The sequence below is a fragment of the Nocardioides sp. zg-1228 genome, from assembly GCF_017086465.1.
In the GTDB taxonomy this organism is placed as follows: Bacteria; Actinomycetota; Actinomycetes; order Propionibacteriales; family Nocardioidaceae; genus Nocardioides.
Map to the genome: position 1 here is coordinate 2,108,186 of NZ_CP070961.1, position 20,651 is coordinate 2,128,836.

The following is a 20,651-nucleotide window of genomic DNA, read 5'->3' on the forward strand; positions in this document are numbered from 1 at the left end:
GTAGGTTCGGCCCATGACGTTGGCGACGCTCACCAAGGACGAAGCGCAGACCCGGTCCGACCTCCTCGAGGTCCAGCGCTACGACATCGACGTGGACATGACCGGCCTGCTGGAGGGCGAGGTGTGGCGGTCGACGAGCACCATCACGTTCACCTGCTCCGAGCCCGGCGCCACGACCTTCGTGGACGTCGCCATGGACGTGGCGCGAGCGAGCCTCAACGGCCACGACATCGACGTGTCCGCGGCCGCCGACGGCCGGCTGCCGCTGCCCGCGCTGGCCGCCGACAACGTGCTGGTCGTCGAGGCGAGCACGACCAACACCGACACCGGCGAGGGCGTCCTGCGCACGGTCGACCCCACCGACAAGCTGGTCTACGTCTGGACCAGCCTCGAGCCCGACGAGGCCCGGCGGGTGTGGGCGTGCTTCGACCAGCCCGACCTCAAGGCCCCGCACCGGTTCGTGGTCACCGCTCCGTCGTCGTGGCTGGTCACCTCCAACGGTGCCCCGGAGTCGGTGGTGGACGCGGAGACCGGCGACGCGCGCGTGTGGACCTACCCCGACACGCCCCGGCTCTCGACGTACGTCGTGGTGGTCAACGCCGGCCCGTTCCACGAGGTGCGCCGCCAGCACGACGGCTACGACCTGGGGTTCTACTGCCGCCAGTCGCTCGTGCCGATCCTCGAGCGCGACCTCGACGAGATGGTGACCCTCACCCGCCAGGGCCTCGCCTTCTTCGGCGAGCGCTTCGGCTACCCGTTCCCACAGGAGCGCTACGACCAGGTCTTCGTCCCCAACCTGGGCGGCGCGATGGAGAACTGGGGGTGCGTGACCTACGGCGACGGCCAGCTCTTCCGCACTCCCCCGACCCACGCGCAGCGTGCGGTGCGCGCGGAGTTCATCTTTCACGAGATGGCCCACATGTGGTTCGGCGACCTCGTGACCATGCAGTGGTGGGACGACCTCTGGCTCAACGAGGCCTTCGCGTCCTGGGCGGCCAACTGGGGGATGGCCGCAGCCAGCGAGTTCACCGAGCAGTGGGCCACGTTCCTCGCTGCCTCCAAGCGCACCGCCTACGAGATGGACATGAGCCCGGCCAGCCACCCGATCCGCGGGGCCGTGCCCGACGTGGCGTCGGCGATGTCCAACTTCGACGCCATCACCTACGTCAAGGGCCAGAGCGTCCTGCACCAGCTCGTCGCCTACATCGGCGAGGACGCCTTCGTGGAGGGCCTGCGCGACTACTTCAGCCGCTACGCCTTCTCCAACACCCGCCTCGACGACCTGATGGACTGCTACGCGCGGGCCTCGGGCCGCGACCTGTCCGCCTGGACCCGGGCGTGGCTCGACGAGGCGGGCACCGACGTCATCACGCTGGCCGACGGCGAGCTGGTGGTGCAGGCACCCGGCACCCAGGACCCCCGGCCGCACCACCTCGACATCGCCGTCTTCGACGCCTCGGGCGACACGCTCGTGCCGGCCGGTCGCTCCTCCCACGAGGTCACCGGCCCGCGCACGCCCGTCGATCTCCCCGGCGGCGACCTCCGCCTGGTCAACGCCGGCGACTTCACGTTCGCCGCCGTCAAGCCCGACGACACGTCCCTGCGCCTGATGCTCGAGCGCATCCACCAGCTCGAGGACCCGCTCGACCGGTCCCTCGTCGCGGCGACCGCCGGCCAGCTGCTGCTGCTCGGCGACGTCGCCCCTCGCGACGTGTCGGCCGCGCTGACCCGGGCGCTGGCGTCGGAGACGAGCGCCGCGCTCATCGAGCCGTTCCTCGCCCAAGCGCTGCAGGTCGCCGACCGCTGGGCGCCGGCCGCCGAGTCGCCCGCGCTCCTGGCCGCGCTGGCCGACGCGGTCGTCGGCCTCGTGGACCTGCCCGACGCCCGGCAGGCGGCGCTGCGCACCCTGGCCGCGTCAGCCTCCACCGCCGCGCACTGGGCCGTGCTCGAGGCGGCCGCCGCGGAGGCGACCGACCTCGACCTGGCGTGGCGGATGGCGGTGCGCCGCGCCGAGCTCGGCGACTACGACGAGGACGCCGTGCGCCGGCTCCTCGAGTCCGACCCCGACCCCGACGCCGCGATGCGTCGGCTCGCGGTGCTCGCCGCCCGTCCCGACGTCGAGGCCAAGGAGGAGGTGTGGCGGGCGTTCTTCGTCGACTACGCGGTACCCGCGAGCCGGGAGACGCTCGTGCTCGGCTCGACGTTCTGGCGTCCCGGGCAGGCCGAGCTGCTCGCCCCCTACACCTACCGCTACCTCGAGGAGCTGCGCACGCTCAAGGGCGGCCTGCTCAACCAGGGCCTCACCATCCGGGCGATGTACCCCCTCGGCGCCGGCGACGAGGACTTCCTCGCCGCCGCCGAGAACGCCGCCGAGGACACCGCCCTGATCGCCTACGCCCGCAACCAGCTCCGCTCGAACTCCTTCGTCCTCAGCCGCATCCTGCAGGCCCGCCGCCTCTGACCGGGGCGCTCCGGCTGTTCGTCGACGTGGGGTTCGTGGCACGCGGTACGACGGCCAACTGATCAAGCTCCCAGCGGAGAGCTTCGCGGATGCCGCATCCGCAGGAGTTGTGTGTTCGGGGAGGGAGAAGAGCGCTCATGGTCGGTGTTCGTCGGCCGAGCAGTGGACCCACCTCGCGCGGACATCTGCGACCGTGCGTTGCGCTACGTCCTGCTGGATGCAGCGCCGACGGTTCGAGCGGACAGTCCGGCTCTTCCGCGCAGGAGGTTCCCTCTGTCGAGGAGCCAGCGCCGGGTCCGCTAGATCGGTCGAACTCCGGCCAACACTGCCGGGCCGTGCTGGGCCCAGCTGCCGGTGAGCGTCTGCTGGACGGCTACCTCGGTTCCGATCACGCGAACGACGACCAGGTCGAACTGTTCGGTCCGTACGACCGTCGTCGAGCCCTCCTCGCGGCAGTTGACCGCCTCCACCTCCGCCACGGGGGTCCCCTGGTTCCCGCTGCCCCGCACCTCCGCGGTGGCGGCCCGTGGTTGAAGGCGCCCCTCCATGTCGACGAGCTCTTCGGCCTGGGTGCCGCCGGTCAGTACAGCGGTCGCGAGCGCCGTCGCCCACACCGGGTCGCCGCACCCGTCGTACACCCAGCGCGTTCCGAGCACGGAGTGCTCGGTGGTGCCGATGAGGAACTCCTCGGCCCCGACCAACGGCGCCCCCCGGTAGGTCAACGGGACGTGGAACACCGAGCCGTCACGAGACTGCAGGAGGAGAGCCTCGATGCCCACCACGCCGGCCGGATCGTCGAACCTGTAGGCGCCCACCTGCTCGAGGTCCGTCACGTCGGTGACCCAGGTCTGCCGCGGCAGCCAGCTGGCGAGCAGCTGCAGCTTGGTCGGATTCAAGGTCGCCTTGTGGATGAGAGCCATGGCCACGACCATAGGCGCCCCACCTTCGGCACAGACGCTCGGACGCCACGATCGTGGGTCCCTCCGCCCGCATGCCACGTGGCAGCGGACAACGACTGCTGGCCGCTAGCGCTCGGAGGGAGACCCTGGGCGGGCTTCACCGCGCCAGATGTCGAGGTGCCAGGCCCCGTCGTAGGTGTAGATGATGCGCAGGTGCCGGCGATCCGGAGAGCCCTGCCAGAACTCGACGCGAGACGGGACCATGCGCCACAACCTCCAGTCCTGCGGATCGACACCGGCGCGGGCGGCCTCGCTGCGGGCTTCGTGGTCTGCGACACACTCTCGTCTGGATGCTTCGACAACAGGGCCGCGCGCACGCACGGCTCGCACGAGCGGCTGCCACCACAGGTTCAACGCGGCCGAAGGATGCTTCTCGAGCTGCTGACCCTTCTGCGACGATGCGGCGCCAGCGAACGCCCAGCCTTCGGTGTCGACTGCCTTGAGGATCAGCGTTCTGGCATCCGGGACTCCCTCGTCGTCGACGGTTGCCAACGTAGCGGCGATCGGCTCGGCGACACCCTGCTCTAGGGCGACGTCCAGCCATTCCTGGAAGAGCTGTACGGGGTCGGGAGGCAGATCAGTCGGGTCGATGCTGGGTGCGGTCCCGGTCAGGGAGGGGATCCGGCGCATGTCCTCCGCGCTCGTCGTGGCCATGATCCTAGGTTCGCACGTGCACCCGGAGGCACGACTGACGGCAGTCAGGACAGGCCACACCCGCACGCTCGTCATAAGATCCGCTCGCATCGTTCGCTGCAACCCACGTGCACGTCCGAAACCAGATGCCAGCGCGTGCTCGCTCCGGGTGCGACGATGACCCGGTGACCGCCGAAGGGGCATTCGAGCGGCTGGACGCTACGCCCCCACTTCCTCGTTCGATCTGGGTGCTTGCCTGGGCCTCGCTGGCGGGCCAGGCGCTCCTGGTCCTCCGACATGGAGGTCGCGTCGGCGAGGAAGCGTCGCAGGTCCTGTCCATGATCCTCGGGGCCCTGCTGGTCGGCTACGTGTCCGCTGGCGTCGTCCGGGCCCGCCGCGTCCGCATCGTGCTTGCCTGGGTCCTACTGACGCTGGGTTTCATCGGCGGTCTTGCCGATCTGGTCTCGATCCACGGCCTTGGTCAGACAGCCCCCGCGGTGCTCGCGCTCACTGCCAGTGCCGGGGCTCTCGCCGGACTCGCAAAGTTCTGCCGCAGCGATTGGTACGCATGGCAGCGGACGCGTCCGTCAGCCCGCGCAGGTGCGCCCATCGGCCAACTCCGTCGTGATCGGGGTGCTCGTAGGCGTGCTGGGTGGCTACGTCGGATCGGTTGACGCCGGGGTCACTGCGCGGGTCGACGTCAACGTCGGCTGATCCGCCCGCGGGCGCAGGTGCAGGTACGTCTGACCGAATCCGGCCCGGTCACGGGCCGGCCGGGGCTCAGGCCTCGACTGCCTCGTCCTTGCGGCGCAGGCCGGACTCGTCGAGCGGGAACCGCTCGGAGCGCTGGCGCTCGATGGCCGCCCCGATGAGTCCCGCGAAGAGTGGGTGCGGGCGGGTGGGCCGCGAGCGCAGCTCGGGGTGTGCCTGGGTGGCGACGTAGTAGGGGTGCACGTCGGCGGGCAGCTCGACGAACTCGACCAGGCCGAGCTCGGGGTTGACGCCGGAGAAGACCATGCCCGCCCTCGCCAAGGTGTCGCGGTAGGCGTCGTTGAACTCGTAGCGATGGCGGTGGCGCTCCTCGACCGTCGCCTCGCCGTAGGCCGCCCGCACCACGCTGCCCTCGGCGAGGTCGGCCTTCTGCAGGCCCAGCCGCATGGTGCCACCAAGATCGCCCGCGCCGTCGACGAACTTCTTCTGCTCCTCGATCGTGGAGATCACCGGCTCGACGGTGTCGGGGTCGAACTCCGTCGACCCGGCCTTGGTCAGCCCGGCGACGTTGCGGGCGTACTCGATGACCATGCACTGCAGGCCCAGGCACAGCCCGAGGGTCGGGATGCCGTGGGTGCGGGCGTAGTGGAGCGCGCCGAGCTTGCCCTCGATGCCGCGCACGCCGAAGCCGCCGGGCACCAGCACGGCGTCCACGTCAGCGAGGTGCCGGGCGGCGCCGGCCTCGGTGCGGCACTCGTCGGAGGCGACCCAGCGGATGTTGACCTTGGCGTCGTGGGCGAAGCCGCCGGCGCGCAGCGCCTCGCTGACGGAGAGGTAGGCGTCGGGCAGGTCGATGTACTTGCCGACCAGTGCGACCGTGACCTCCTCCGACGGGTTGTGGACGCGGCGCAGCAGCTCGTCCCAGTCGGTCCAGTCCACGTCGCGGAAGGGCAGGTCGAGGCGGCGCACGACGTAGGCGTCGAGGCCCTCGCGGTGCAGCACCTTGGGGATGTCGTAGATCGACGGCGCGTCGGCGCACGTGACGACGGCCTCGTCATCGACGTCGCACATCAGCGCGATCTTGCGCTTGATGCCGGCGGGCAGGTCGCGGTCGGCGCGGCACACGATCGCGTCGGGCTGGATGCCGATCGAGCGCAACGCGGCGACGGAGTGCTGCGTCGGCTTGGTCTTGAGCTCGCCGGACGGCCCGATGTAGGGCACCAGCGAGACGTGGATGAAGAAGCAGTTGTCGCGCCCGATCTGGTGGCGCGTCTGGCGCGCGGCCTCGAGGAACGGCAGTGACTCGATGTCGCCGACCGTGCCGCCGACCTCGGTGATGACCACGTCGAAGTCGGGCCCGCCCATCGCGAGGATGCGGTCCTTGATCTCGTTGGTGATGTGCGGGATGACCTGCACGGTGTCACCGAGGTAGTCGCCGCGTCGCTCCTTGGCGATCACCGTCGAGTAGACCTGGCCGGTCGTCACGTTGGCGATCTGGTTGAGGTCGGTGTCGAGGAACCGCTCGTAGTGGCCGATGTCGAGGTCGGTCTCGGCCCCGTCGTTGGTCACGAAGACCTCGCCGTGCTGGAACGGGTTCATCGTGCCGGGATCCACGTTGAGGTAGGGATCCAGCTTCTGCATCGTCACGCGCAGGCCGCGCGCCTTGAGCAGGTTGCCCAGGCTGGAGGCCGTGAGCCCCTTGCCGAGGGAGGAGGCGACGCCTCCGGTCACGAACACGTGCTTGGTCGGCGTGTGGCTCTTCACGGGCTTCGATCCTACCCGAGCGGGACGGGTCCGTCGGCACCCGACGCACCGAAGGCGCCACCGGGCGCGGTCAGCGAGCGCTGGAGTGTGAGGATCGTCGCTACCCGGCCGGCTGCGGTGTCGATGCCGTCGAGGCTGGCGACGCCCGCCGAGGCCGGGTCGGCACGGAACCGGCCGAGCTGCCCGGTGCCGCCGTCGGCCGTGACCCCCACCACGACCACGCCGGTCGCCTGAGCCGCGAGGCCCTGGGCGAGCCCGGCGAGGATGGCGTCCGACCCGTCGTCCTCGGCGTCGGTCCCGAGCACGAGGAGCACCAGCGGCGAGCGCTCGGCGACCTCCCCCGGCTCGGCCATCAGGCCAGCCCCGCTGATGGCGTCGGCGATCGCGCGCGCCTTGCCGTTGACGCCCTGGCCATCCGCGTCCTTGGAGGCCACGGCGAGGCCGAGCAGCTGGCCGAGGCGGTCGTACGTCGACGCGTCGGCGGCGACGTCGCCCTCGGCCTGCTGGGTCAGCAGCTGGCTGCCCAGCGTGTCGACGAGCGACTTCTGGGCGGGGTCGACGAGGTCGTCGGCGAGGTCGTAGCGGGCGCTCACGGTGCCACCGGCGGCCGTCACCTGCTCGCCGAGCGCACCCACCAGCTGCTCGTCGGCGCCGGGCACCGTCACCAGGGCGACCGACCGCTCGGCGAGACGGCCGCCGACGGTGGCCGGGCCCACAGCCGACACGAAGCTCTCGGTGTAGTCGACCTGCGCCTGGTCCTCGGCGGGTGTGGTCTCGCGGTCTCCCCCGGCGGTCGCGACGGTGGGACCGACGTCGGAGAGCGGGCCGCCGCCCAGGACGATCCCGGCCGCGAGGGCCAGGAACACGGCGACGATGGTGAGCAGGTGGTGGCGCAGGGTGATCAAGGGAGCATTCCTCGTACGTCGTCGATCAGGTCGGTCGTCGCGCCGGAGACCCGGGGCGACACGTCGTCGACCCACTGCTGGCCGACGGGGGTGACGCTCACGGCCGCGGCGAGCGCGAGCACGCCGGCGGCGATCGCCCCGGCCAGGTGCCGCGGTCGTACGGCGCCGTCGTAGAGCCGCGCGACGGCGGCGGCGTCGACCAGGTCGGGGCCGAGCTTGAGCCGGGTCAGGAAGGTGCTGGCCAGACCGGCGCGGCGCTGGTCGAGGAACTCGTCGAGCGTGGCGTGCATGCCGACGCCGACGATGAGGGCCGCGTCGTGGGCGGCGGCCAGCAGCAGCGCGGCGTCCTGCGTGGTCGCGGTGGTCTCGAAGCGCAGCGCGCGGATGCCGAGCCGCTCGAACGGCTCGGTCACGTCGCGCTTGGCCCCGCGCTGGACGAGCACGACGACGTCGCGGGCGCGGCGCAGGACGGCGGCGGCGGGCAGGTCGTCGGAGCCACCGGTCACGACGACGACGTCGGGGCGGTGCCCCGCGCCGACGAGGGCGTCGGCGCCACGGTCGACGCCGACCAGGACGGGCCGCTGCTCGCGCAGGAACGGCTTGATGGCGCGCAGCTCGTCCTCCCAGCCGTGGGAGCGGACGGCGACGACCACGGGCCGACCGGCCATCTCGGTCGCGGTGGTCGGCACGCCGTGGCCGTGCAGGAGCAGGTCCTGCTCGCGGCGCAGGAACTCGGTGCTGTTGTGGGTCAGGCTCTCCAGCTGGGCGGTGAGGCCGGAGCGGGCACGGTCCATCTCGCCCCGGACCAGCTCGTCGGTCAGCTCGCGGCCGTCGGCCACGAGGGTGTCGCCGACGTGCACCGCTCCCCCGTCGACGCGCAGCGCGGCGCCGTCCTTGACGCGGTCGAAGACCTCGGAGCCGGTGCTGTCGACGACGGCGAGCCCGGCCTCGACCAGCAGCTCGGGGCCGAGGTTGGGGTAGCGACCCGAGATCATCGGGCTCGCGTTGACGACGGCGACGACACCGGCGTCGACCAGCGCCTGCGCGGTGGCGCGGTCCATGTCGAGGTGGTCGAGGACGGCGACGTCGCCCGGGTGCAGGCGACCGAGCACGCTCGCCGTACGCCGGTGGACGCGGGCGGGGCCGTGGACGCCGGGGAGGGCGGGGGCTTGGCGGGTGCGGACTGCGAACTTCATGACCCCGCCATGGTCTCAGCCGGGTCCCGGCCTCCCGGGGAGGCACGCCCGCTCGGGCGCGGCGGCCTCCAGCAGCTCGCGGGCGTGGGCGCGGGCGCTCTCGGAGTCCTCGAGCCCGGCGAGCATCCGCGACAGCTCACGCTCGCGATCATCGTCGCCGAGCGCGACCAGGCCGGACGTGGTGACCGTGCCGTCGCTCGACTTGTGCACCACCACGTGGCGGTCGGCGTAGGCGGCCACCTGCGGCAGATGGGTGACCACGAGGACCTGGGAGGCACGGGCCAGCGCGGCGAGCCGACGTCCCACCTCGATGGCGGCCTTGCCGCCCACGCCGGCGTCGACCTCGTCGAAGACGAACGTCGGCACCGACCCGGTCTCCGCCAGCGACACCTCGAGCGCCAGCATCACGCGGGAGAGCTCGCCGCCGGACGCCCCCTTGTGGAGGGGACGCGGCTCGGCGCCGGTGTTGGCGGCGAGCAGGAGCTCGACGTCGTCGACCCCGTGCGCCGCGGCGCGCACCCACCGCCCGTCGACCAGCAACTGCGGGCCGGCGGGGGTCTCCGGGGCGGGGGTCTCCTGCTGCGTCACCGCGACGGTCACCGTGGCGTGGGGCATGGCCAGCGAGGTGAGCTCCTCGCTCACCGCGACGCCGAGCCGCCGGGCGGCCTCGGTGCGCTGGGCGCTCAGCGTGGACGCGAGCTCGCCGAGCTCGGCGCGGATGCGGTCGCGGCGCGACTCGAGCTCGGAGATCCGCCCGCCGGTGTCCTCGAGGTCGAGCAGCCGCTTGGCGCCGTCCTCGGCCCACGCCAGCACCTCGTCGATGCTCTCGCCGTACTTGCGGGTCAGCGCGGTCAGCGCCGCCCGGCGCTCCGACACGGCCGCCAGCCTCGCGGGGTCGGTCTCCAGGGAGGCGGCGTAGGACGCGACGTCGCCGGCCACGTCGACCAGCAGGTGGCCGAGCTCGGCGAGCCGGTCGGCCAGCTCGCCGGCCGCCGGATCGTGCTCGCGCACACCCTCGAGCGCCTGTCGGGCCGTGCTGGTCGTGGCGAGGGCGTCGGGGGCGCCCTCCTCGCTCGAGAGCGCCTCTCGGGCCGTCTCGGCGGCGGTGCGGAGCGTGTCGGCGAAGCCGAGCCGGGTCTCCTCGGCCGCGAGCTCCGCGTCCTCGCCGGGCCTGGGGTCGACGGCCTCGACCTCCCCCAGGCCGAAGCGCAGCTGGTCGGCCTCCCGGGCCCGCTCGCGGGCGGAGCCGACGACCTCGGCCAGGGTGCGCTCGGTGACGACCAGCTCGGACCACCGGGCGGCGTAGGCCGCGGCGGTCGCGGCCAGCTCGTCGCCGCCGAACCGGTCGAGCGAGGCGCGCTGCGCGCCGGGCCGGAGCAGGCGGTGCTGGTCGGACTGGCCGTGGACGGCGACCAGCGGCTCGGCCACCTCGGCCAGCGTGGTCACCGGGACCGAGGCCCCACCGACCCAGGCCCGGGAGCGTCCCTGCGCCGCGACGTTGCGCGCCAGGACGACCTGCCCGTCCTCGACCTCGCCGCCGGCGTCCTCGACGGCCCCGCGGAAGCCGGGAAGCGCGGTCGCGGCGACGACCCCCTCGACCCGGGCCTGCTTGGCCCCCGAGCGGACGGCCCCCGGGTCGGCCCGGCCGCCCAGCAGCAGGCCGAGCGCGGTGACGACCATCGTCTTGCCGGCGCCGGTCTCACCGGTGATCACGGTGAGGCCGGGGCCGAGCTCGAGCGTCGACGACTCGATGACGCCGAGCTGGCTGATCCGCAGCTCCTCAAGCATCGTGGTCCCCGTTGTCGCGCCGGCGACGCTCGGCGGCGCCACGCCAGCCCTCGACCGGCAGGTCGAACTTGGCCACCAGCCGGTCGGTGAACGGCGCGTGGTGGAGCCGGACCAGGCGCACCGGACGGGCGCCGCGGCGCACCTCGATGCGCGCGCCCGGCGGCAGGTCGACCGTGCGCCGGCCGTCGCACCACAGCACGCCCGAGCCCTCGGTGTTGGACAGCACCTCGACGGCGAGCACCGACGTCGGCGCCACCACCATCGGGCGGGCGAACAGCGCGTGCGCGCTCAGCGGGACCATCAGCAGGGCCTCGACCTCGGGCCACACCACCGGTCCACCGGCGCTGAAGTTGTAGGCGGTGGAGCCGGTGGGCGTGGCGCAGACGACCCCGTCGCAGCCCCACCGTGACAGCGGGCGCCCGTCGACCTCGACGACGACCTCGAGCATCCGCTCGCGGGCCGCCTTCTCGACGCTCGCCTCGTTGAGCGCGAAGGTGGAGAACAGCACCTCCTTGCCGACCATCACGCACACGTCGAGGCTGAGCCGGTCCTCGGCGGTGTAGTCGCGCGCGACGATCGCGGCGATCGTCGACGCGACGTCCTCCTGCTCGGCCTCGGCGAGGAACCCGACGTGGCCGAGGTTGACGCCGAGCAGCGGGGTGCTCGTCTCGTGGGTCAGCTCCACGGCTCGCAGGATGGTGCCGTCGCCGCCGATGACCAGGGCCAGCTCGCAGCCCTCACCCGGCCTGTCGTCGGCCCGGGTGGTCTCGACGAGGACGTCGGAGTCGTCGAGGCCCAGGTCGGCTGCCTCGTCGGCCAGCAGGCGTACGCCGATCCCGTGGGCCGTGAGCGTCTGCACGCACTCGCGGGCCACGTCGTGCACCTGGGGGCGGCCGGTGTGCGCCAGCACCAGGACACGGCGCGGGGGGCTGTTGCTGGTCACGGGTCCACCCTCTCACCCGCCACCCCCATCGACCCGGCGCGCTCCACCTCGGCGCGGATCTCGTCCGCCCCGACGGACGCCGGCCCGTGCCGCAGCAGCAGGAAGAACTCGACGTTGCCCGACGGGCCGGGAAGTGGGCTCACCGTGACCGCGACGGCTCCCCATCCGCGCTCGGCGGCGAGGTCGGCGATCGTGGTGACCGCCTCGGCCCGCAGGGCCAGGTCACGGACCACTCCCCCCTTGCCGACCCGGTCCTTGCCGACCTCGAACTGCGGCTTGACCATCAGTGCCAGCGCGCCGTCGTCCCGCGTGACCGACAGGAGCGGGTCGAGGACGAGGGCGAGGGAGATGAAGGAGAGGTCGCCGACCACGAGGTCGACGGGCTCGCCGATCACGTCGAGGGTCAGCTCACGGATGTTGGTGCGGTCGTGGACCTGCACGCGGGCGTCGCTCTGCAGCGACCACGCGAGCTGCCCGTAGCCGACGTCCACCGCCACCACCTCGCGCGCGCCGGCCCGCAGCAGCACGTCGGTGAAGCCGCCCGTGGACGCGCCGGCGTCGAGGCACCGCTTGCCCCGGACGGTCAGGCCGTGCTCGGCGAACGCCGCCAGCGCGCCGGCGAGCTTGTGCCCGCCCCGGGAGACGTAGTCGACCGACGACGGGTCGTCCTTGACCACGATCGCGACGTCGGTGGTGACCCCGGTCGCCGGCTTGGTCGCGACGGCCCCCGACACCGTCACCCGACGGGCGGCCACCAGCTCGCTGGCGTGATCGCGCGAGCGGGCGAGGCCGCGCCTGACGAGCTCCTGGTCGAGGCGAAGGCGTCTGGGTGGCACGGTGGCTCAGGCGCCCGGGTCGGCGCCGGGCGCGTCGGGCCGGGCGTCGAGCGCACGCCGCAGCTGTTCGTGGGCCCGCTCGAAGACGGCGACGTGGTCGGAGACGGGGATCCCGTCCAGCCCTGACACGTCGGCCAGCACGCGGTCGACGGCCTCGACGCCGGTCGGCTCGTGCTCGGGCACCTCGCTCATGGCCGCGAGCCTACTCGGCGCCGAGTCGCCGGACGGGTCCGGGCGGCGTCGTGTCGGTGACGTCGGCGGGGCTCCCGCTGTCGTCGAGGTGACGCCAGCACGCGGTGGCAGCGACGCGCCACCAGTCGGCGTCCGACCCCTCGCCCGACACGCTCAGTCGGCCCCTGTCGACCCGGGCCATCCAGCCGCCGAGCTCCGCGGCGCGCTCGCTCACCGCGGGGGCCGGATGGGTCTCGAACAGCCCGTCCATCGTCGGTGAGATGTAGGTCGGGCGGAGCCGGGGCGGAGCCGCTGCCAGCTCGTCGAGCCACGTCACCCCGGTCAGCACGAGCAGCGAGGGCGCGTCGATCGCGTGGGCGCCCTCGATGTCGGTGTCGAGGCGGTCGCCGACCATCAGGGGCCGGTCGCCACCCACGCGCAGCACGGTCTCCTCCATGAGCGGCTTCTCGGGCTTGCCCGCCACCACGGCGTCGACGCCGGCGAATCCGGTGATCGTGCGCACGAGCACGCCGTGACCGGGCGCGAGTCCGTAGGGGGTGGGGATCGTCAGGTCGGCGTTGCTGGCCACGTAGGGCAGCCCGCCGCGCACCAGGGTGGCCGCACGCATGATCTCGCGCCACCGCACGTCGGGTCCGTAGCCGCTCACCACGGCCACCGCGCCCTCCGGGTCGTCGACCGGCACCAGACCCGCCTCCAGCAGTGCGACCCGGAGACCCTCGCCGCCCAGGAGCAGCACGCGGGCGCCCGCGCCGTGCTCCTCGACGAGCAGCCGGGCCGCGGCCTGTGCCGACGTGACCACGTCCGACGGATGGGCGTCCACCCCGACCCCGACGAGCTTGTCGACCACCTGCTCAGGCGTGCGTGAGGCGTTGTTGGTCACGAACGCCACGTGGCGCCCGTCCTGGCGCACCTTGTCGATGGCCTCCGCGACTCCCGCGATGGCCTCGGTGCCCACGTAGACCACCCCGTCGAGGTCGAACATGACCAGGTCGTGCGCCTCCACGAGCGGCGTCGTCGACTCCTCGAGCATGGTCCACCCCTTTCCGGATTGTGACGAGCGTCCCCCTACGATGCTCCGATGGACTCCGCCACCGTCGTGCCTCCGTACGTGGCGAAGCCCCTCGAGCTGCTCCCGTTCCGGGCGGTGATGCTGGCACCGGCGCGCGTGGGTGACCCCGCCTCCGCGCGAGCACTGGCGCGACCCTATCGCGACGTCGCGGGGCGGCTGACGCAGTGGATGGCCCGTGGTGACGCGAGCGCCGACACCGAGCCCGCGCTCTACCTCCACGAGTACACCTCCGGCGGCCTCACCGTGCGAGGACTGGTCGGTGCCCTTCGCGTCTCGCGCCGCGCGGAGACGCTCGAGGAGCGGGTGGTGTGGCCGCACGAGGCGATCCACCCCGAGCAGGCCGGCGAGCTGGCCGACCGCATGCTGCAGATGGACCTCAACCCCGCCCCCATCCTTCTCGTGCACCACGGCCGCCGCGAGCTCCGCGAGCTGGTCGCCGAGCTCACGCTCGCCGAGCCTGACTGGCGCTACCTCGACCGCACCGGACAGCGACAGCGGCTCTGGGCCGTGCGCGACGACGCGACCGTCGCGCGGATCGGGAGCCTCATCGCCGACAGCCGATGCCTCCTCGCCGACGGCCACCACCGCTACGCGGCCTACCTCCGACTGCAGGAGCAGCACCCGGGCACGCCCTGGGACTCCGGACTCGCGATGCTGGTCGACCAGGCCGACACTCCCCTCTTCCTCGGCGCCATCCACCGCACGCTGCCCGGCGTCGGGCTCGACGCGCTGCTCGACGGGGCTCGCCGGGCGGGAGCCGCGGTGACGCAGCAGGCCCGCCCCCGGGCGCTCGGGGCCCTCGACAGCACTCACATGGTGCTCACCGACGGGGACGCCTGGTACGCCGTGGCGCCGGACGGGCTCGAGCGCGAGGCCGCGGTGTCCTGGCTCCACGACCACGTGCTGCCCCGGCTGCCCCGACCGCCGCGCCGCATCCACCACCACCACACGGTCGACGAGGCGCTGGCCGCGACGTCGGCCGCGGCGCCCGGCGTGCTGCTGCCGAGCCCGGACTTCGAGCAGGTGCAGGCCCTCGTCGAGTCGGGCGGGCTCCTGCCCGAGAAGGCGACGTCGTTCCAGCCCAAGCCGAGCCTCGGTGTGATCATGCGGCCGGTGCTCGACGGATGATCCGTCCCGACGACGCCTCGACCTCCACCCGCGAGCGCGTCGCGCCGCCGGCCTGGTAGAACCGGCACCGCACGGCGCCCACCACCTCGACGACGTCACCCGGGCGCCAACCCACGACGCGGCGTCGCAGCACCGCGGTCCACGCCGTGCAGGGAATCGAGTCGACCCGCTGCCCCGACGCGGAGCCGCTCACCCTCCCCGTCGCCGGCGGGCGCTCCACCGACACCCGGAAGGTCACCAGGCTGTCGCCGCTGGGCAGCTCGACCGTCATCGGGACGCTGCTGAGCCGCCCCGTCAGTCGTACCTCGTTGATCGCCTCGTCCGAACCGGCAGGCGTGCTCCGGGCCGCGGCCTTCGTCTGTCCTGTGCTCACCATGCACCTCCTGCCTCCGACTCTGACGGGGAGGACGGACAACAGCGGACCCGTGGTCACAACGGCTGTGGACGACACCGTTCTCGGGCCGCCTGTGGACGGTGAGCGGCCAGGCAGCACGCGCCGAGTGCGCTCCGGACGATGCTATGAAATGCAGAAGTGGGGCCACCCGAAGGTGACCCCACTTCCACAACGTATGTCCGGCGGCGTCCTACTCTCCCACAACCTCTCGGTTGCAGTACCATCGGCGCTGAAAGGCTTAACTTCCGGGTTCGGTATGGGACCGGGTGTTTCCCGTTTCGCTATGGCCGCCGTAACTCTTTCAACTCAATCAAACCCTGCTGGGTTTGTTGGTTGGGAACTGCTTAGTGGACGCGAACATGTGTGTTCGTCTTTTGCGCGTGTGTGGTCTTGTACGGTGTTGGGACAAGCCCTCGGCCTATTAGTACCGGTCGGCTAGGCATTACTGCTGTACACCTCCGGCCTATCAACCCCATGTTCTGTGGGGGGCCTTACCCCATCTCTGGGTGGGAAACCTCATCTTGAAACGTGCTTCCCGCTTAGATGCATTCAGCGGTTATCACTTCCGAACGTAGCCAACCAGCCGTGCTCTTGGCAGAACAACTGGCACACCAGAGGTTCGTCCATCCCGGTCCTCTCGTACTAGGGACAGCCTTTCTCAAGTTTCCTGCGCGCGCGGCGGATAGGGACCGAACTGTCTCACGACGTTCTAAACCCAGCTCGCGTGCCGCTTTAATGGGCGAACAGCCCAACCCTTGGGACCTACTCCAGCCCCAGGATGCGACGAGCCGACATCGAGGTGCCAAACCATCCCGTCGATATGGACTCTTGGGGAAGATCAGCCTGTTATCCCCGGGGTACCTTTTATCCGTTGAGTGACCACGCTTCCACATGCCGTGGCCAGATCACTAGTTCCGACTTTCGTCCCTGCTCGACATGTCTGTCTCACAGTCAAGCTCCCTTGTGCACTTACACTCGCTACCTGATTGCCAACCAGGCTGAGGGAACCTTTGAGCGCCTCCGTTACATTTTAGGAGGCAACCCGCCCCAGTTAAACTACCCATCAGGCACTGTCCCTGATCCGGATAACGGACCTAGGTTAGACATCTAGTACGACCAGAGTGGTATTTCAACGTTGACTCCACCTCCACTGGCGTGAAAGCTTCACAGTCTCCCACCTATCCTACACAAGCCGTACCAAACACCAATACCAAACTATAGTAAAGGTCCCGGGGTCTTTCCGTCCTGCCGCGCGTAACGAGCATCTTTACTCGTAGTGCAATTTCGCCGAGTCCATGGTTGAGACAGTAGGAAAGTCGTTACTCCATTCGTGCAGGTCGGAACTTACCCGACAAGGAATTTCGCTACCTTAGGATGGTTATAGTTACCACCGCCGTTTACTGGGGCTTAAATTCTCAGCTTCGACCACAAGTGGTCTAACCGGTCCTCTTAACCTTCCAGCACCGGGCAGGAGTCAGTCCGTATACATCGTCTTACAACTTCGCACGGACCTGTGTTTTTAGTAAACAGTCGCTTTCCCCTGGTCTCTGCGGCCATCACCGCTTCCCCCAGCAAGTGGGTTCACGGATCCGGCCCCCCTTCTCCCGAAGTTACGGGGGCATTTTGCCGAGTTCCTTAACCATGGTTGTCTCGATCGCCTTAGTATTCTCTACTTGATCACCTGAGTCGGTTTGGGGTACGGGCGGCTCGTTGCTCGCTAGAGGTTTTTCTCGACAGCATAGGATCACCCACTTCGCCAAGATTGGCTCCGCGTCACGTCTCAGACTCCACACTGAAGTGGATGGTGCGGATTTGCCTACACCACGTCCTACGCGCTTGCCCACAGACAACCATCGCTGTGGCTGGGCTACCTTCCTGCGTCACCCCATCGCTTGACTACTACCAGCTCGGGTCCCACGCTCCGCCTCCCAGCCTCGCCCCGAAGGGTCCGGTCCGAGAGGTTTCGGGTGGTTAGCATCACCAGGTTCGTCATGGGCGCAACTTCGCCGGTACGGGAATATCAACCCGTTGTCCATCGACTACGCCTGTCGGCCTCGCCTTAGGTCCCGACTTACCCAGGGCAGATTAGCTTGACCCTGGAACCCTTGATCATTCGGCGCACGGGTTTCTCACCCGTGATTCGCTACTCATGCCTGCATTCTCACTCGTGTGGCCTCCACGCCTGGATCACTCCGACGCTTCACTGCCCACACGACGCTCCCCTACCCATCCAGCGCACTGAACACCGATTCCTCGATGCTGATGTATTCGCTGAATGCCATAGCTTCGGCGGATGACTTGAGCCCCGCTACATTGTCGGCGCGGAATCACTTGACCAGTGAGCTATTACGCACTCTTTCAAGGGTGGCTGCTTCCAAGCCAACCTCCTGGTTGTCAATGCGACTCCACATCCTTTTCCACTTAGTCACCGCTTAGGGGCCTTAGCTGATGGTCTGGGCTGTTTCCCTCTCGACTACGGAGCTTATCCCCCGCAGTCTCACTGCTGCGCTCTCACTTACCGGCATTCGGAGTTTGGCTAACGTCAGTAACCTTGTAGGGCCCATTAGCTATCCAGTGCTCTACCTCCGGCAAGAAACACGCAACGCTGCACCTAAATGCATTTCGGGGAGAACCAGCTATCACGAAGTTTGATTGGCCTTTCACCCCTATCCACAGGTCATCCCCTCAGTTTTCAACCTAAGTGGGTTCGGTCCTCCACGTCGTCTTACCGACGCTTCAACCTGCCCATGGATAGATCACTTCGCTTCGGGTCTTGAGCGCGCTACTGAATCGCCCTATTCGGACTCGCTTTCGCTACGGCTTCCCCACACGGGTTAACCTCGCAACACACCGCAAACTCGCAGGCTCATTCTTCAAAAGGCACGCCGTCACCCACACACCCCCAAAGGGAATGCACAAGCTCCGACGGATTGTAGGCACACGGTTTCAGGTACTATTTCACTCCCCGCCAGGGGTACTTTTCACCTTTCCCTCACGGTACTTGTCCGCTATCGGTCATCAAGGAGTATTTAGGCTTAACGGGTGGTCCCGCCAGATTCACACGGAATTTCAGGGGTTCCGTGTTACTTGGGAACACGCTCCAGAGCCAGCGCTTTACGTCTACGGGCCTATCACCCTCTACGGTACGGCTTTCCAACCGACTTCGACTTCCACACTGGTTTCTTACTCTGCTCCTCACCGGCAGATGAGAATGAGCGGTCCCACAACCCCCCGAGTGCAACCCCTGCCGGGTATCACACACTCGAGGTTTGGCCTCTTCCGATTTCGCTCGCCACTACTCTCGGAATCACTGTTGTTTTCTCTTCCTGTCGGTACTGAGATGTTTCACTTCCCGACGTTCCCTCCACACACCCTATGTGTTCAGATGTGGGTAACACGACATGACTCGTGCTGGGTTTCCCCATTCGGACACCCCCGGATCACAGTTCGGTTGCCAACTCCCCAGGGCTTATCGCAGGCTCCAACGTCCTTCATCGGCTCTTGATGCCAAGGCATCCACCATGTGCCCTTCATAGCTTGTCTCAACAACGTCAAAACAACACACGCTGAAACAAAAAACGAAAAAACACACCACCCACCCCCAATCAAAGGGCAGGTGATTCACTCACAACCCACACCACACCCAGCCCACACCCACACCACCGCACCCCCACCCCCTCAACAAACAAGAAAGGAAAGGATCCGACACGTGCGTGCGCACCAAGGCGGCATCGGTTGCAAAGATGCTCGCGTCCACTATGCAGATCTCAAACAACAACCCCACCAACCCCCACCACCACCCCAACGGGCACCAGCAGACGAAGAGGGAACAGAAGGCGCCTCACGGCTGATCCTTCAGGACCCAACAGTGTGTCTGACCCCACCCCCACCAACGCAGGACCTGGGTGAACCACCCACCACCAACCCCCCACCCACGAACCCGTCCCGAAGAACAAGCCCATGCATGAGCGACCAGCAGCAGCTGACGTCGACGATTCCACTAGTGAGACACCACCATGCGTGCCGAAACATTCGCCCGGCATCGGGGTGTGTGCTCCTTAGAAAGGAGGTGATCCAGCCGCACCTTCCGGTACGGCTACCTTGTTACGACTTCGTCCCAATCGCCAGCCCCACCTTCGACGGCTCCCTCCACAAGGGTTGGGCCACCGGCTTCGGGTGTTGCCGACTTTCGTGACGTGACGGGCGGTGTGTACAAGGCCCGGGAACGTATTCACCGCAGCGTTGCTGATCTGCGATTACTAGCGACTCCGACTTCATGGGGTCGAGTTGCAGACCCCAATCCGAACTGAGACCGGCTTTTTGGGATTCGCTCCCCCTTACGGGATCGCAGCCCTTTGTACCGGCCATTGTAGCATGCGTGAAGCCCTGGACATAAGGGGCATGATGACTTGACGTCATCCCCACCTTCCTCCGAGTTGACCCCGGCAGTCTCCTATGAGTCCCCACCATTACGTGCTGGCAACATAGAACGAGGGTTGCGCTCGTTGCGGGACTTAACCCAACATCTCACGACACGAGCTGACGACAGCCATGCACCACCTGTACACCCCCAAAAGAAGCCCCATCTCTGGAGCGGCAGGGTGTATGTCAAACCCAGGTAAGGTTCTTCGCGTTGCATCGAATTAATCCGCATGCTCCGCCGCTTGTGCGGGCCCCCGTCAATTCCTTTGAGTTTTAGCCTTGCGGCCGTACTCCCCAGGCGGGGCGCTTAATGCGTTAGCTGCGGCACGGAATCCGTGGAATGGACCCCACACCTAGCGCCCAACGTTTACGGTGTGGACTACCAGGGTATCTAATCCTGTTCGCTCCCCACACTTTCGCTCCTCAGCGTCAGGTAATTCCCAGAGAACCGCCTTCGCCACCGGTGTTCCTCCTGATATCTGCGCATTTCACCGCTACACCAGGAATTCCGTTCTCCCCTGAATACCTCTAGTCTGCCCGTATCGAAAGCAAGCGCCGTGTTAAGCACGGCGTTTTCACTCCCGACGCGACAAACCGCCTACGAGCCCTTTACGCCCAATAATTCCGGACAACGCTCGCACCCTACGTATTACCGCGGCTGCTGGCACGTAGTTGGCCGGTGCTTCTTTACCTGTTACCGTCACTTGCGCTTCGTCACAGGCGAAAGAGGTTTACAACCCGAAGGCCGTCATCCCTCACGCGGCGTTGCTGGATCAGGCTTCCGCCCATTGTCCAATATTCCCCACTGCTGCCTCCCGTAGGAGTCTGGGCCGTGTCTCAGTCCCAGTGTGGCCGGTCACCCTCTCAGGCCGGCTACCCGTCGAAGCCATGGTGAGCCATTACCTCACCATCAAGCTGATAGGCCGCGAGCACATCCCTGGCCGAAAAACTTTCCACCACACCGCATGCACGACATGGTCATATCCGGTATTAATCACCGTTTCCGGTGGCTATCCCGAAGCCAAGGGCAGATTACTCACGTGTTACTCACCCGTTCGCCGCTCGAGTACCCCCGAAAGGGCCTTTCCGCTCGACTTGCATGTGTTAAGCACGCCGCCAGCGTTCGTCCTGAGCCAGGATCAAACTCTCCATCGAAAAACACGCACCCACACCCACCACCAAAAAGCAGCAGACACAAGCACGACAATCAATAAGAGCCACATCCATGACAAAAAACGAAACTGACATGT

General features: G+C 68.5%; 13 protein-coding genes and 3 rRNA genes. 2 read left to right on the forward strand and 14 right to left on the reverse strand.

Features of this window, described 5'->3' with window-relative positions; all coding sequences use genetic code 11:
- Window positions 1-13: 13 nt before the first annotated feature.
- A complete protein-coding gene (gene pepN, locus JX575_RS10080; protein ID WP_186342276.1) occupies window positions 14-2,461 on the forward strand; it encodes an aminopeptidase N in 2,448 nt (815 codons plus the stop codon).
- Window positions 2,462-2,760: 299 nt separating this feature from the next.
- Here pepN and JX575_RS10085 read toward each other — a convergent pair whose 3' ends face one another.
- From JX575_RS10085 to JX575_RS10130, 10 genes are all read right to left on the reverse strand, one after another.
- Window positions 2,761-3,381 (reverse strand): hypothetical protein, encoded by a 621-nt coding sequence (locus tag JX575_RS10085; protein ID WP_186342277.1) that lies wholly within the window; start codon window positions 3,379-3,381, stop codon window positions 2,761-2,763.
- Window positions 3,382-3,486: 105 nt separating this feature from the next.
- Window positions 3,487-4,074 carry a pyridoxamine 5'-phosphate oxidase family protein gene (locus JX575_RS10090; RefSeq protein ID WP_186342278.1) on the reverse strand — a complete coding sequence of 196 codons (588 nt, stop codon included), beginning with the start codon at window positions 4,072-4,074 and terminating at the stop codon, window positions 3,487-3,489.
- Between the two features lie 759 nt (window positions 4,075-4,833).
- Window positions 4,834-6,528 carry a CTP synthase gene (locus JX575_RS10095; RefSeq protein WP_186342279.1) on the reverse strand — a complete coding sequence of 565 codons (1,695 nt, stop codon included), beginning with the start codon at window positions 6,526-6,528 and terminating at the stop codon, window positions 4,834-4,836.
- 11 nt (window positions 6,529-6,539) lie between these two features.
- Complete coding sequence (locus JX575_RS10100) at window positions 6,540-7,433, reverse strand: copper transporter (protein WP_186342280.1); 894 nt, start codon at window positions 7,431-7,433, stop codon at window positions 6,540-6,542.
- Entirely contained in the window at window positions 7,430-8,629 is a 1,200-nt protein-coding gene (gene steA / locus JX575_RS10105; protein WP_186342281.1) for a putative cytokinetic ring protein SteA, read from the reverse strand. The genes JX575_RS10100 and steA overlap by 4 nt, the downstream gene beginning before the upstream one ends.
- A gap of 15 nt (window positions 8,630-8,644) precedes the next feature.
- Window positions 8,645-10,417 carry a DNA repair protein RecN gene (gene recN, locus JX575_RS10110; protein ID WP_186342282.1) on the reverse strand — a complete coding sequence of 591 codons (1,773 nt, stop codon included), beginning with the start codon at window positions 10,415-10,417 and terminating at the stop codon, window positions 8,645-8,647.
- Window positions 10,410-11,360, reverse strand: coding sequence for an NAD kinase (locus JX575_RS10115; protein WP_186342283.1), 951 nt, complete (start codon window positions 11,358-11,360; stop codon window positions 10,410-10,412). The genes recN and JX575_RS10115 overlap by 8 nt, the downstream gene beginning before the upstream one ends.
- Window positions 11,357-12,196, reverse strand: coding sequence for a TlyA family RNA methyltransferase (locus JX575_RS10120; protein WP_186342284.1), 840 nt, complete (start codon window positions 12,194-12,196; stop codon window positions 11,357-11,359). The genes JX575_RS10115 and JX575_RS10120 overlap by 4 nt, the downstream gene beginning before the upstream one ends.
- A gap of 6 nt (window positions 12,197-12,202) precedes the next feature.
- Window positions 12,203-12,388, reverse strand: a complete 186-nt coding sequence (locus JX575_RS10125; protein ID WP_186342285.1) for a hypothetical protein — start codon at window positions 12,386-12,388, stop codon at window positions 12,203-12,205.
- Window positions 12,389-12,398: 10 nt separating this feature from the next.
- Complete coding sequence (locus JX575_RS10130) at window positions 12,399-13,418, reverse strand: HAD-IIA family hydrolase (protein ID WP_241005098.1); 1,020 nt, start codon at window positions 13,416-13,418, stop codon at window positions 12,399-12,401.
- Window positions 13,419-13,466: 48 nt separating this feature from the next.
- Between JX575_RS10130 and JX575_RS10135 the strand changes: the two genes are divergently transcribed.
- Window positions 13,467-14,585: a DUF1015 family protein gene (locus JX575_RS10135; RefSeq protein WP_186342286.1), complete on the forward strand. Its 1,119-nt coding sequence runs from the start codon at window positions 13,467-13,469 to the stop codon at window positions 14,583-14,585.
- On the opposite strand, the gene JX575_RS10140 is transcribed toward JX575_RS10135, so the two are convergent.
- The 4 genes from JX575_RS10140 to JX575_RS10155 all read right to left on the reverse strand — a co-directional run bounded on the left by JX575_RS10140 (window position 14,560) and on the right by JX575_RS10155 (window position 20,556).
- Window positions 14,560-14,958, reverse strand: coding sequence for a single-stranded DNA-binding protein (locus tag JX575_RS10140; RefSeq protein WP_241005099.1), 399 nt, complete (start codon window positions 14,956-14,958; stop codon window positions 14,560-14,562). The genes JX575_RS10135 and JX575_RS10140 overlap by 26 nt on opposite strands.
- Window positions 14,959-15,156: 198 nt before the next feature.
- A 5S ribosomal RNA gene (gene rrf, locus JX575_RS10145) occupies window positions 15,157-15,274 on the reverse strand.
- A 106-nt stretch (window positions 15,275-15,380) separates the two neighbouring features.
- A 23S ribosomal RNA gene (locus tag JX575_RS10150) occupies window positions 15,381-18,522 on the reverse strand.
- Between the two features lie 519 nt (window positions 18,523-19,041).
- Window positions 19,042-20,556: ribosomal RNA gene (locus tag JX575_RS10155) — 16S ribosomal RNA — on the reverse strand.
- The 16S, 23S and 5S rRNA genes sit together here, the layout of an rRNA operon.
- Window positions 20,557-20,651 lie beyond the last annotated feature (95 nt).

Bases quoted from the DNA above. Each gene is read 5' to 3' on its own strand.
- pepN (WP_186342276.1), top strand. From the start codon at position 14: ATGACGTTGGCGACGCTCACCAAGGACGAAGCGCAGACCCGGTCCGAC.
- JX575_RS10085 (WP_186342277.1), bottom strand. From the start codon at position 3,381: ATGGCTCTCATCCACAAGGCGACCTTGAATCCGACCAAGCTGCAGCTG.
- JX575_RS10090 (WP_186342278.1), bottom strand. From the start codon at position 4,074: ATGGCCACGACGAGCGCGGAGGACATGCGCCGGATCCCCTCCCTGACC.
- steA (WP_186342281.1), bottom strand. From the start codon at position 8,629: ATGAAGTTCGCAGTCCGCACCCGCCAAGCCCCCGCCCTCCCCGGCGTC.
- recN (WP_186342282.1), bottom strand. From the start codon at position 10,417: ATGCTTGAGGAGCTGCGGATCAGCCAGCTCGGCGTCATCGAGTCGTCG.
- JX575_RS10125 (WP_186342285.1), bottom strand. From the start codon at position 12,388: ATGAGCGAGGTGCCCGAGCACGAGCCGACCGGCGTCGAGGCCGTCGAC.
- JX575_RS10130 (WP_241005098.1), bottom strand. From the start codon at position 13,418: ATGCTCGAGGAGTCGACGACGCCGCTCGTGGAGGCGCACGACCTGGTC.
- JX575_RS10135 (WP_186342286.1), top strand. From the start codon at position 13,467: ATGGACTCCGCCACCGTCGTGCCTCCGTACGTGGCGAAGCCCCTCGAG.